The 12,252-nt window shown below is 73.2% G+C and carries 11 protein-coding genes; 5 read left to right on the top strand and 6 right to left on the bottom strand.

Going from position 1 to position 12,252, the window contains the following annotated elements; all coding sequences use genetic code 11:
* Positions 1-64: 64 nt before the first annotated feature.
* Positions 65-613 carry a hypothetical protein gene (locus ACFU7Z_RS01380; RefSeq protein WP_380775191.1) on the bottom strand — a complete coding sequence of 183 codons (549 nt, stop codon included), beginning with the start codon at positions 611-613 and terminating at the stop codon, positions 65-67.
* A 156-nt stretch (positions 614-769) separates the two neighbouring features.
* On the bottom strand, positions 770-1,363 hold the full coding sequence (locus tag ACFU7Z_RS01375; protein WP_074003577.1) for a TetR/AcrR family transcriptional regulator: 594 nt from the start codon (positions 1,361-1,363) through the stop codon (positions 770-772).
* A 124-nt stretch (positions 1,364-1,487) separates the two neighbouring features.
* On the opposite strand from ACFU7Z_RS01375, the gene ACFU7Z_RS01370 reads away from it, so the two are divergent.
* The 3 genes from ACFU7Z_RS01370 (at position 1,488) to ACFU7Z_RS01360 (ending at position 5,186) form a co-directional block, all read left to right on the top strand.
* On the top strand, positions 1,488-2,597 hold the full coding sequence (locus tag ACFU7Z_RS01370) for an FAD-dependent oxidoreductase (RefSeq protein ID WP_380775189.1): 1,110 nt from the start codon (positions 1,488-1,490) through the stop codon (positions 2,595-2,597).
* Positions 2,598-2,897: 300 nt separating this feature from the next.
* Positions 2,898-4,478, top strand: a complete 1,581-nt coding sequence (locus ACFU7Z_RS01365; RefSeq protein ID WP_380775187.1) for an alpha/beta fold hydrolase — start codon at positions 2,898-2,900, stop codon at positions 4,476-4,478.
* A 69-nt stretch (positions 4,479-4,547) separates the two neighbouring features.
* The gene (locus ACFU7Z_RS01360; protein ID WP_380775185.1) at positions 4,548-5,186 is read left to right on the top strand and encodes a hypothetical protein; all 639 of its coding nucleotides are present in this window, start codon (positions 4,548-4,550) and stop codon (positions 5,184-5,186) included.
* Positions 5,187-5,235: 49 nt separating this feature from the next.
* Here ACFU7Z_RS01360 and ACFU7Z_RS01355 read toward each other — a convergent pair whose 3' ends face one another.
* The gene (locus ACFU7Z_RS01355) at positions 5,236-6,138 is read right to left on the bottom strand and encodes a helix-turn-helix domain-containing protein (protein WP_380775183.1); all 903 of its coding nucleotides are present in this window, start codon (positions 6,136-6,138) and stop codon (positions 5,236-5,238) included.
* Between the two features lie 117 nt (positions 6,139-6,255).
* On the opposite strand from ACFU7Z_RS01355, the gene ACFU7Z_RS01350 reads away from it, so the two are divergent.
* Entirely contained in the window at positions 6,256-7,320 is a 1,065-nt protein-coding gene (locus tag ACFU7Z_RS01350) for an aldo/keto reductase (protein WP_380775182.1), read from the top strand.
* 222 nt (positions 7,321-7,542) lie between these two features.
* Here ACFU7Z_RS01350 and ACFU7Z_RS01345 read toward each other — a convergent pair whose 3' ends face one another.
* A complete protein-coding gene (locus ACFU7Z_RS01345; protein ID WP_380775181.1) occupies positions 7,543-7,809 on the bottom strand; it encodes a hypothetical protein in 267 nt (88 codons plus the stop codon).
* Complete coding sequence (locus ACFU7Z_RS01340; RefSeq protein ID WP_380775179.1) at positions 7,809-7,949, bottom strand: glycohydrolase toxin TNT-related protein; 141 nt, start codon at positions 7,947-7,949, stop codon at positions 7,809-7,811. Before ACFU7Z_RS01340 ends, ACFU7Z_RS01345 begins: the two co-directional genes overlap by 1 nt.
* A 406-nt stretch (positions 7,950-8,355) precedes the next feature.
* Between ACFU7Z_RS01340 and ACFU7Z_RS01335 the strand changes: the two genes are divergently transcribed.
* Complete coding sequence (locus tag ACFU7Z_RS01335) at positions 8,356-9,504, top strand: protein-L-isoaspartate(D-aspartate) O-methyltransferase (RefSeq protein ID WP_380775178.1); 1,149 nt, start codon at positions 8,356-8,358, stop codon at positions 9,502-9,504.
* A 298-nt stretch (positions 9,505-9,802) separates the two neighbouring features.
* Here the strand turns inward: ACFU7Z_RS01335 and secD are convergent, their stop codons facing one another.
* Positions 9,803-12,136, bottom strand: a complete 2,334-nt coding sequence (gene secD / locus ACFU7Z_RS01330) for a protein translocase subunit SecD (protein ID WP_380775177.1) — start codon at positions 12,134-12,136, stop codon at positions 9,803-9,805.
* Positions 12,137-12,252 lie beyond the last annotated feature (116 nt).

Below are 12,252 nucleotides of genomic sequence, written 5' to 3'. Positions count from 1 at the left end.
ATACCGGTGCTCGCAGCCGGCACCGGTGCTCGCACCGCCCGCCCGATGCGTGACGACCGACGACCTACACCTCGTCGTCCCGGTCGCCGTCCTGCGGCGTCTCGCCGAACCGCTCCTGCGCCTCCGTCGGCCCGCAGCCGAAGGCGCGGCCGATGTACTCCCAGGTCATCAGGTTGCGGTGGGCCCTGCGGCCGGCCAGCAGCGCGGTCGAAGCGGCGGCGCGCTCGAACCGGCCGGCCGCACGGGCCGCGGCGTACGGCCTGCTCTCCGTCAGGTCGCAGATCCGGTCCACCAGCGCCGCGATCAGGTCCTCGACCTCGCGCGGCACCACACCCTCGGTCAGGTCGACGTGTGACTCCCAGTCCGCGAACGGCCCGGTGTCCTTGCCCACCGCCTCGGTCGCCGAGTCGTCGCCGAAGTCCAACCGGTGCACCTGCTCGCCCCGCCAGCCGCAGCTGCAACCACCGCGCACCGCGGTGGCCCGGGGGCCGTCCGCACCGTTGTAGAGCCACCAGGTGGTGCGCCCGTCCGGCAGCGGCTCCGGCTCGCTGCCGTCCGCCAACACCGCCGCCGGGAAACCCCGGTGGCGTTTGCTCTCGTCAACCCATGGCATGCCGTGTCCCTCGCGTCCCTGGAGTACAGCACCAGGGTTCTCAGCCCGTGGCGCAGTGTCAAGGCTTCGCGACAATCGGTGCGATCCGCGGATCACAGGGGCCGCGGCCGGGAGCACGCGGCGCCTGTGCGCGCATCGGGGCTCTCGCGGATCGGGTCAGCTGCTCGGATGGGAGGCCGCCCAGCCGTGTTCGAGCAGGGCGAAGGCCTCGTCGGCAGCCCGGCGCGGTTCGGGGTGCTGCAGGATCAGGCTGCGGGCCGCCAGGGCGAACCGGGCCAGGGCGACGCAGCTGACATCGTCGTCGGGCGCGTCCACGGCCTGCGCGATGGCCCGCGCCAGGGCCGTTTCGTGGCGGGTCCACATCCGTTGGGAGTAGTCGCGCAGCGCGGGGGTGTCCTGCACCAGGCGGGTGAAGTCGGCGAACCGAGGGTCGGCGGCGTGAATGGCGAACCGGGTCTGGTTCAGCAGCAGGTGCTCGCGCAGCGCCTGTGGGACCGACCGGCCCGGGGGCCGCTCGCGCACGGCCGCGACGAGGGCCGCCTCCAGGTCGTCGTCCTGGTCGAAGACCAGCGCCTCCTTGCTGGTGAAGTGCTTGAACAGGGTGGTCACCGAGACGTCCGCGGCGTCGGCGACGTCCTTGACACCGACCTGGTCGTAGCCGTGTTCGAGGAAGAGTTCGAGTGCGGCGTCGGCCAGGGACTGGCGGGTCTGGGCCTTCTTGCGCTCGCGGCGCCCAATCGCTTCGGTCACCCGACCACCATAGCCCGAAGTGCATCCACTCTGAAAGTGTAGTCATTGCACTTATTTAGCGAGTGTGCTTTCTTGGTGGTGTCGGGCCGACCGGTGACCCGCCCACCACCGGAAGGACGCACCCATGCCCACTGCCCGTGCCCCCCGCATCGCGATCGTCGGCGCCGGCCCCGGCGGCCTGACCTGTGCCCGGATCCTGCAGCAACACGGCCGCGCCGTCACGGTGTTCGAACGTGAGGCCGACGCCGACGCCCGCCCGCAGGGCGGCTCCCTCGACCTGCACGCCGACACCGGCCAGGCCGCCCTGCGGTCGGCAGGCCTGCTCGACCGGTTCCATGCCCTCGCCCGCCCCGAGGGCGACGAGTGGCGGGTGCTCGACCATGCCACCGGCGCCCTCCTCGCGCAGCGGGGGCCGACCGCGGGCGGGGGCCGGCCGGAGATCGACCGCGGCCAACTGCGCGGCCTGCTGCTGGACTCGCTCGCCCCGGACACGGTGCGGTGGGACCGTGCCGCCGCCGGGGTCACCCCGCTGGCGGGCGGCACGTGCCGGCTGCTGCTGGGCGACGGTACGTCCGAGGAGTTCGACCTGGTGGTCGGTGCCGACGGCGCCTGGTCACGGGTCCGCCCGGCGCTGTCACCCGTCGTACCCCACTACACCGGTGTCACCTTCGTCGAGACCGGCTTCGACCAGTGCGACACCCGCCACCCCGAACTCGCCCGACTGGTCGGCAACGGATCGCTGCTGGCGAAGGGCGTCGGCCGGACCCTGGTCGCCCAGCGCAACAGCAACGGTCACATTCGCGGCTACCTCGCGCTGCGCGAGCCGCAGGACTGGCACACGGCCGCCGGACTCGACCTCGGCGACCAACGGGCCGTGCGGGAGCACCTGTTGGAGCTGTTCGACGGCTGGGACGACAGCCTGTTGCGGATCCTGCGCGACAGCGACCACGGCTTCGTCAACCGGCCCCTGCACGTGCTGCCCGCCCCGCACGCCTGGACGCACGTGCCCGGAGTGACACTGCTCGGCGACGCCGCACACCTGATGCCCCCGGTCGGACTGGGCGCCAACCTCGCCATGCTCGACGGCGCCGACCTCGCCCACGCCCTCGTCACCGAATCCAGCGTCGGCGACGCCGTCCGCGCCTACGAGCGCGTCATGCTGCCCCGCTCGATCAAGGCGGCGACGGGAAGTGCCCAGGGCCTCGACCACCTCGTTCCCGCGGCGGCCCGCTGAGTCGACTCCACCACCGCTCGACGATGCCGAAGGCGCCGAAGTCGTCCAGGGGGCGGGACTACTACCTATCGACTCCGACGGCCCCCTCGACGCGTTCCGGTACCGCGTCCGCCCCGCGGAAGGCACGGGCGGAATGGTACGCCGGTCGTATACCGAAGGCCCGCCCTGGTGCGTCTGACGTACCGCCACTTCGTGTCACAGGGCGATGCCTTCGGAGCAGGTGCGTTGAGAGGCTCGACCGGCACGGCCCGGACCTCCTCCGGGCCGGACGCGTCCGTCACCCCTCCGGGAGAGAGCAGCATGACCATCACCGGCACCACCGTCCGGCGCGCCTCGGCCGCGGGCCTCGTCCTCGCCACGGGCCTCACCACCTGCCTGGCCGTCGCACCCGCCGCCCTCGCCGCGACGCCGGCCGTCGCCGTCGACGCGGCCCCTGCCGCCGGACTCGGCCGCTACTACCAGCAGCCCCTGGACTGGCACGGCTGCGCTCGGGGCGGGGAGGACCAGACGGGCCGCGCCCTCGACGCCGCGGGCGCGCGCTGCGCCGACGTGACCGTACCCCTCGACTACGGCGACCCCGGCGGCAGGACCATCACCGTCGCCGTGTCCCGCCTGAAGGCCACCGACACCCGCCACCGGATCGGCTCCCTCCTGGTGAACCCCGGAGGCCCGGGCGGCCCAGGCCTCGGCATCGGGCTCACCGTGCGCCCCGTGATGAAGGAAACCGGCGCCCGCTACGACGTGATCGGCATGGACCCGCGCTTCACCGGCCGCAGCACCCCCCTGGACTGCGGCCTGCCCTCCGGACCCGGCCTGCTGTCGGCCGGCCCCGACCGGGCCGGCTTCGACCGCCAGACCGCCCGGGCCAGGGACGTCGCGGACCGCTGCCGGGCCACCAACGCCGACGTCCTGCCGCACGTCACGACACGCAACACCGCCCGGGACATCGACGTCGTGCGCGGCGCGCTCGGCGAACGGAGGATCTCCTACCTGGGCTACTCCTACGGCACCTACCTGGGCACGGCCTACACCCAGATGTTCCCCGCCCGCTACGACCGGGTGGTCCTCGACAGCGCCCTGGACCCCGACCGCTACAACCCCCGCCTCATGAAGGGAACCGAGGCCGAGAACGAGAAGGCGTACGACGACTGGGCCGACTGGACCGCCGCCCGCGACAGCACCTACGGCCTAGGCCGCACCCGGGAGGAGGTACGCGCCACCCTCGACGGCGTCATCGCCGCCTCCTCCCGCGAACCGCTCACCGTGGGCACCGCCCCCGACACCTTCCGCCTCGACGACAGCCAGGTCCCCGCCCTGCTCTTCACGGGAATGGCCGACGACACCGACCCGGTGCGCGCCTCCCTGGCCGAGCAGATGTCCCTGCTCGCCCGGGCCGCCAACGGCCACCCCTCCACCCTGCCGCCCGCCTTCGCCGACCTCCTGCGCTCCGTGTTCACCCCCGCCGGCTCCGCCACCGGCAGCGCCCAGACCGCCATCCTGTGCGGAGACGCACCCGCCCCGCGCGATCCCGAGACGTACTGGAGCGACATCGAACGCGCCCGCGCCGCCCACCCGCTGTTCGCCCCGCTGACCGAGAACATCACCCCCTGCGCCTTCTGGGACCGCCCCCGCGAAGCCCCCGTCCAGGTCCGCCACGACACCCCGGCCCTGATCGTCGCCTCCACCGGCGACCCCCGCGTCCCCTACACCCGCAGCACCGCCCTGCACGACCGCCTCCCAAGCTCCCGCCTGCTCACCCTCGCGGGCGCCAACCAGCACGCCAACTACGGTGTCCACGGCAGCTCCTGCGTCGACACCGCCGTCAACGCCTACCTCGCCACCGGACACCTCCCCGCCCGCGACCGCACCTGCACCGCGTAGGCCTACTCAGGGGCCCTTGAGTACGTCCGCTCATGCGTTCCGACCAGCTGTTTCCCTACCGTGACCCGCATGGACACGAACGCGGCTCCCGCCTGCCCCCGGCCCTCCGACACCCCGCGCTGGGCCACCGTCCTCGGGGTCGCGCTGGCGGTCCTCACCGCCCTGGTCGTCCTGGGAGCCATGGCGCTGGCCAAGTTCGAGGACTCCCTGACCCAGCACGGGTACGTCAAAGGCCCCGGAACCGTCGTCGAGCCCCTGGGCGCGGGCGGGACCGCCCGCTACGACGACGGCCTGAGGATCACCGTGGGCCCTCCCCGCCGGGAACCCGACGGCAGCTACAGCTTCACGATCACCTACGACAACGGCATGGGCGAGGAGTTGCGCCCCGGTGGGACGTCCCCCGACGCCGGCGTCGGCACGACCGGTGGCTCCGCCGCCGTCGTGGTCCGGGCGGGGAAGGCCATCGACTCCGGCCCGCTGTCCACCCCTTCCGCCTTCGGCTCCGCTCCCGTCCCTGCTGCGAGCATGACCTTCCTGGACCAGGCCGCGACCGTCACCGCCCTCACACCGCCCCTCGGCACGGAGCAGAAGCGCACCGTGCCGGTGCGGGTGAAGCCCGACAAGCAGGGAGGCCCGGTCACGGTGGAGGTCGCCCCGAAGTCGCCCGGGTTCCGCGACACCGCGTACTGGCAGTTCGACCTCGGCTGACTCCACGTACAGGTGCCGCCTCTGCCGCTCCGTGGTGAGTGGCCGACGGTCAGGGCCGCTGTGAGGAGCCGGACGCGTGCGAGAGCGCGTCAGGCCCCTGCCGCGGCCCGGCGGCAGCTGCGCGCAGCCGGTCCAGGGCCGCCTGGCTCTCCGTGTCCGCCGCACGGTAGATCACCAGCAGCTGGTCCGGGTCCTGGAGCGGCCTGAGGGTCTCGAACTGCACGGTGAGCACGCCGGCCTCGGGGTGTCGCAGCGCCTTGTGGCCGCGGCCGTTGACCCGGACGTCCCGCTCCGCCCACAGGCGCGCGAACTCCTCGTCACCGGCGGCGAATTCGGCGATGAGGCCGCTCAGGGCCCGGTCTTCCGGGTGGGCGGCCCACGCGGCGCGCAGGTGGGCGATCCCCTCCCGCACCACGCGTTCGCGGTCGAGGTAGAACTCCCGCACCCGCGGATGCATGAGGCACAGCCACATCGCGTTGCGCTGCGGGGGCGGCAGGGCGTCGAAGTCCACCATCAGTCCCGCCATTTCGGCATTCCAGGCCAGAATGTCGTAGCGGTGGTTCAGGAGCATGGCGGGCAGCGGTGCGAGGTCGGCGACCAGCCGGGCGAGCGGCGGCGCGGCGGCGGTGGCGGGCCGGTCGGCGCCGGGGGGCCGCCGCAGGGCCAGGTCGAAGAGGTAGGCGCGCTCGTCGGGGGCCAGGCGCAGCGCCCCGGCCAGGGCCTGGAGCACGTCGGGGGAGGGGCGCAGCCCGCGGGCCTGTTCCAGCCGGACGACGTAGTCGACGCTGACCCCGGCCAGTTCGGCGACCTCCTCACGGCGCAGCCCCGGGGTGCGGCGGTTCCGGAGGCGCGCCGGCAGCCCGACGTCCCGGGGATCCAGGCGTTCGCGCCGGCTGCGCAGGAACGCGGCCAGCTCCTGGGTCTGGGTCCTGTCCGGCGCGGAGGTCGTCATGACCGGCGCAACAGCCAGGGTGGGACAGATGTTCCCAGGAAGTCCCCTCCCTTATCCGTGCCCCGTCGCCGCCGCAGACTCGCTGTCGACGACGGATCACGAACACGGGAGGTCACCATGGCACTCACCCTCGACAGCTACCGGCTGCTGGGCCGTTCCGGACTGCGGGTCTCACCGCTCGCGCTGGGCACGGCCACGTTCGGCACCGAGTTCGGCTGGGGCGCGGAGAAGGCAGAGGCGCGCAGGCTGTTCGACGCCTACGTCGAGCGCGGCGGCAACTTCATCGACACCGCCAGCACGTACACCGACGGCAGTTCCGAGCGCCAGCTGGGCGAGTTCACCCGGGGCGGCCGCGAAGGCCTGGTGCTGGCGACGAAGTACACCACGCTGCGCCGGCCGGGCGACCCGAACTCCGCGGGGAGCCACCGCAAGAGCATGTTCGCCTCGGTGGAGTCCAGCCTCCGGCGGCTGGGCACGGACTACCTCGACCTGCTGTACCTGCACGTGTGGGACTTCACGACGCCGGTCGAGGAGATCCTGCGCGCCATGGACGACCTGGTCCGGCAGGGCAAGGTCCTGTACGTGGCGGTCTCCAACGTCCCGGCCTGGGAGGTCTCGCGCATGCAGGCGGTCGCCGACCTGCGCGGCTGGTCCCCGCTGGTCGCCCTGCAGATCGAGTACAACCTCCTCAACCGGGCGGCGGAACGCGATCTCGTCCCGATGGCACGGGAGATGGGCCTGGGCGTGCTGCCGTACTCCCCGCTGGCGGGCGGCCTGCTCACCGGCACGTACGGCCGCGCCGACCTGACCGCGGCGGCCGCCGGCGCGGGGGAGGGCACCCGGAGGAGCTTCAACGCCGGGCTGGGCATGGTCACCGAACGCGCCCTCGCCGTCGCCGAGGTCGTGAAGGAGGTCGCCGCCGAACTGGGCCGCACACCCGCGCAGGTCGCGCTCGCCTGGACGCTGAACCGGCCGGGCGTGACGGCGCCCGTCGTCGGCGCCCGCACGCTCACGCAGCTGGAGGACAACCTGGGCGCCCTGGAGGTCGAACTCAGCGCCGCCCAGTCGGACCGCCTCGACGAGGCCGGCCGCATCGAACTCGGCTACCCGCACGACCTGCTGGCCGGCCCCCACATCCGCCAGGTCACCCGGGGCGACCTGAAGATCGCCCCCCGCCCCTGAGACCCGACGGCGCCCCGAAACACCACCCACCTGACTCCCCGAGCAGACCGCACGGGCCATCCTGGGAGCGGTGCCGCACCGGACGATCAACACCTAAACCCCGTAGGGAAGTTAGAGAGGACATGGGCACCACCGAAACCAGTCTCACCCCGCTCCCGATCGTGGACGTCCACGTCGTCCTGCACCACCAGGACCCGGCGGCTCTGTGCTCGATTGTTCACCTCACTGAGACCCGTAGAGCTCCCACTGCCTCATGACCTCTGCGTAGAGGTAGGAACACGCCTCTTCCTCCGATTCGAAACTCGCTTCCTCCCAGTGCTCGCCACGCTCATAGACGTCGATCGTCCATCGACCATCGCGGCCCTCGGTGAGGACGGGGGCCGCCTCGTGCAGATGGTTGGACGTCGAGAGACCCCGCGTGCTGATCCCGTAGAAGCGGTCGCTCACTCCTGCCTCGGTGAGGCGTGTCAGAAGTTGGTGACGATCCATCAGCAGGATTTTCCATTCTCGAAGACAAGGTATTCCGCGGCGCAGAGTACCTTGACGGGCTTTTCAAGGGAGAACTGAGTGGCGCCTCCGGGTTGTTCGAACCACGGTGCGGCCTTGGTTGCCGTAGGAATCCACTGCATGCGAATTCCAGCACTTCCCGACGAACTGCTCCCTCGCCAGGTTGTCGTATCGCTCCCACTCCTCGGCAAGGCGCCCGGCGTCGGCGTGGGTGGCGCCGCGCGCTCCCCGGCTGCTCCTGTGCGCTGTACCACCCGAAGCGTTGGCCCACCCGGGATGGTCGGCCAGCCGTGCCTGTCCCGCGAGGAGGAGCGGTGGGACCGCCATTTACTTTGGGTGTTCGTTCACCTACGCTCTGCTCTGAAATTCTCGGAGCGTCGCACAGAAGGGGGAATCACCCGTGGGTGACGAGAACAAGGGCGGCCCGAACGCCGGTAGGGGCGGCTCCCACGCCAAGCCCGGCGGCCCGCAGATCGGCCCCAAGCCGAATCCCGACGGACAGGGCCCGACTCCCGATCCGAAGCACAAGTGACGGCGATCGCCGACCTCCAGGGTCGGCTCGTCGACCGGTTGGAGGCCTCGGGTGCGCTGACCCCGGGCTGGCGTCAGGCCTTCCTCGACGTCGGGCGCCACCTGTTCCTCCCGGACGTCGTCTGGGCGAGCACCAGCGACGGCTACGAGCGCTGCGACCGGACGGAGAACCCCGGGAGGTGGCTGGAGCTCGCGTACTCCGACGTGGCGATCGTGACGCAGTGGGAGGACGACGCGGACGGCGGGCAGCGGGAGCCGACGTCGTCGGTCTCCATGCCGACGATGGTGGCCTCCATGCTGCGCGACCTGGACGTCCACGAGGGCCACACGGTCTGGGAGGGCGGGACCGGACCGGGCTGGAACGCCGCACTGCTGGCCCGGCGCCAAGGCGCGGATGCCGTGGTGACCGTGGAACTGGACCGGGAGGTCGCCGCCCAGGCCGAGGCGAATCTCCGAGCCCTCGACGACGCCCCGACCGCGGTAGTGGGCGACGCCGCCGACGGGTACCCGCCACGGGCCCCGTACGACCGGGGGATCCTCACCTGCTCGGTACGGGAGGTCCCCGCGGCCGTGATCGGGCAGATCCGGCCGCAGGGCGTGCTGGTGCTGCCCTTCGCGCCGCTCTTCGGCGGCGGGGCCGTCGCCCGCCTCACCGCCGCCGGCCGCACCGCCGAGGGGCCGTTCACCGGGTCCTCGGCGTTCATGCGCATGCGTCAACAGCGTTACCAGGGCCCGCCCGTCGACGACTACCTGCCCGGCGACTGGCCCGGCGACGCCGCGGAGGAGTACACGACCCTCAGCCCGCTCGATGTCGTGGACGACTGGCTGGCGTCCTTCGTCGTGGGCCTGGCCGTGCCCGATGTGTACTACCGGCGCAGCGACGGCGACGGGATGACCACCCTGTGGCTGTTCGACACCGGCGTCACGTCCTGGGCCACGGTCGACTTCGTGGACGGCGCGGAACGGTACGAGGTCCGCCAGTCGGGTCCTCGCCGGATGTGGTCGGAGATCGAGGACGTCGTCCGCTGGTGGGAGAAGCAGGGCCGCCCGGGCTTCGACCGGTTCGGGCTGACCGTGGACACGGACGGCAGGCACCGGGCGTGGCTGGACGAGCCGGCCAACCCGCTGCCGTCCGTACGGGGGTAAGGCTGAGCCCGGCCGGACAGCGGCTTCCCCCGCGGTCCGGCCGGCACGTCTCCCGATACCGGATCGGCCGGGAGACGAGACCTCCCGTGCTCCTCGGCGGCCCGCCGCCCCCGTGTCCTGCGGCGCCCGAACGTCCCGCTGTACGGCGGCCGTTGACCAGCAGGTCGGCGTCTCATCATGCGTCAGGACGGCGCTCCGTCGTCCGATGGCGCTGACGTCCAGCACCAGCACCAGCACCTGCTCGCCCGCCGGCCGGCCGGTCGCGGCACGCACGGCCTCCCGGCCGAACCAACGCCGCTCAGACCACCGCCCCGTTGTGGTCGCGCGCCCGGGCCGCGCCCGCCGCGTGAGGCGCCGGTGCCTCCCCGGCCTCCTGCGGCCGGTCCGGGAACCGCTCCTGGAGCAGGACGACCACCGGCATCGCGGTGAACACCGTCGACGCGGTGCCCAGCAGGACCCCGGCCAGCAGCGCCACCGAGAAGTCGGCGAGCGAGTCGCCGCCGAAGGCCGCCAGGGCCACCAGGACGAACAGCGCCCCCATGCCGGTGTTCACCGTCCGGGGGAGGGTCTGCGCCACGGCGCGGTCCGCGAGATCCGCCCAGCTCGCCTTCGTCCCGGTCCGGCGCAGCTCGCGCAGCCGGTCCAGGACCACCACCGTGTCGTTGACCGAGTACCCGACGATGGTGAGCAGCGCGGCGAGGAAGACGCTGTCCACCGGCTTGCCCAGCCAGGCGAAGAGGCCGAGGACGAGCAGCAGGTCCTGCGCCATCGCGATCACCGCTGCGGCCGCGAAGGCCCACCGGAAGCGGATCGTGAGGTAGAGCAGTTGGGCGGCGACCGCGAGCCCGAGCGCGGCCAGCGCGTAGCCGCGCAGCTCGCTGCCGAGGCTCGGCCCGATCAGCTCGTCGCGCTCCACGGACAGCTCGCCGGTGACGCCGGTGAGCGCCTCCCGGATGCGCTGCTGCTGGTCGTCGCCGGTCTCCTTGGTGCGGACGGACACCCCGGTGTCGCCGGTGGTCTGAACCACGGCCTGCGGGAACCCGGCGCCGACCACCGCCGCGCGGGCGGCGTCCGCGTCGACCCGCTGCGCGGCGGTGTACTGCGCCACCCGACCGCCGGTGAACTCGACGCCGAAGTCCAGGCCGCGCCCGCCGATCCCGGCCACGGCGAGCAGCAGCAGGCCGGCGCAGACGCCCAGCCAGCGCCGCCGGTGGCGCATCAGCCGGGGCGGCCGCCGGGTCAGCCGGGTCCGGAGCCGGCCGACGGTGGTCATGCCGGTCAGGGCGGGCCGCCGGGCGACGGCGGGCCGGCGCACCGCCCACTCGGCGAGCAGCCGGGTGATCAGCATGGCCGAGAACATCGAGGCCAGCACGCCGATCGAGAGCGTCACCCCGAAGCCCTTGACCGGGCCGGTGGCGAACACGAAGAGCAGACCGGCGGCGAGCAGCGTCGTCACGTTGGAGTCGGCCACCGCGCTCCATGCCTTCGCGAACCCGACGCGCAGCGGGCGCCGAAGGTCGCGCTCCCTTCCGGGGCCGGCCGCCCGAGGCGCGGTGTACTCCTCCCTGGCCCGTTCGAAGACCAGCACGTTGGCGTCCACCGCCATGCCGATGGCGAGCACGAAGCCGGCCAGCCCGGGCAGGGTGAGCGTCGCGCCGAGCGCGACCACGGCGGCGTACGAGATCAGTCCGTAGAGGGCGAGGGCGACGGTGGCCAGCACACCGAGCAGGCGGTACACCGCGATGACGAAGGCCCCGGTGCAGAGCAGGCCGATGGCCGCGGCGAGGGCGCTGGCCCGAATCGCCTCGGCGCCGAGGGTGGGGCCGACGGTGCTCTGCTCGATCACCGTCACCGGTACGGGCAGGGCACCGCCCTTGACCAGGGCGGCGAGATCGCGGGCCTCGTCGGCTGAGAATCCGCCGGTGATCTGGGTCGAACCACCGGTGATCCCCTGCCCGCAGGGCACGCTGTCCTGGACGCCGGGGGCGGACAGGACGCGGTCGTCGAGCACGATGGCGACCCGGCGGGCGGGGTCGGCCGGCGCGGCGCATGCGGCTTCCCCGGTGAGCCGGGCCCAGGCGTCGCCGGCCGAGCCGCGGAAGGAGAGGTCGATGCTCCAGCCGAGGCCCGTCCGGGTGTCGAGCACGGCCGAGGCGTCCTTGACGCCGTCGCCGGTCAGTACCGGTGGCCCCAGCCGCAGGTGGCCGCCGGGGAGGCCGGGGTCGGCGAGGACCCGGGAGCCGTCCGCCGCCGGGGGGCCGGCCGGGCCGTCGGCGGTCGCGGTGACGGCGTGGAAGGTGAGCTGGGCGGTGCGGCCGATGACCCCGGCGGCCTCGCGGGGGTCCTGGACGCCGGGGAGTTCGACGACGATGCGCCGTTCCCCGGCGCGGGCGAGCGAGGGTTCGGCGACACCGAGACCGTCGACCCGGCGGCGCAGTACCTCCAGCGCCCGGTCGGTGGCGTCCGTGTCGGCGCGGACAGTGGGCGAGTCCTGGGTCTCCAGGACGATCCGGGTGCCGCCGCGCAGGTCGAGCCCGAGGCGGGGCGGGGTGGTCAGGGCGACGTAGAACGAGACGCCGACGACGGCGAGCGCGACGAGCGCGCGCCAGAACGCGGCACGGCGAATAGGCATGGGTACTCCACGGGCGGTCCGCGGGAGCCGGGCGTCCGCGGAGGGACGCCGCACCCGGGACGGGCGGACGCGAGGGGACGGCGCGCCGCCGGGAACGCTCCGGGCACGGTGGCCGG

It is taken from the genome of Kitasatospora sp. NPDC057518, assembly GCF_042802075.1.
In the GTDB taxonomy this organism is placed as follows: Bacteria; Actinomycetota; Actinomycetes; order Streptomycetales; family Streptomycetaceae; genus Kitasatospora.
The sequence above is the reverse complement of the archived record's forward strand: the minus strand, read 5'-3'. Positions and strand labels throughout refer to the sequence as shown.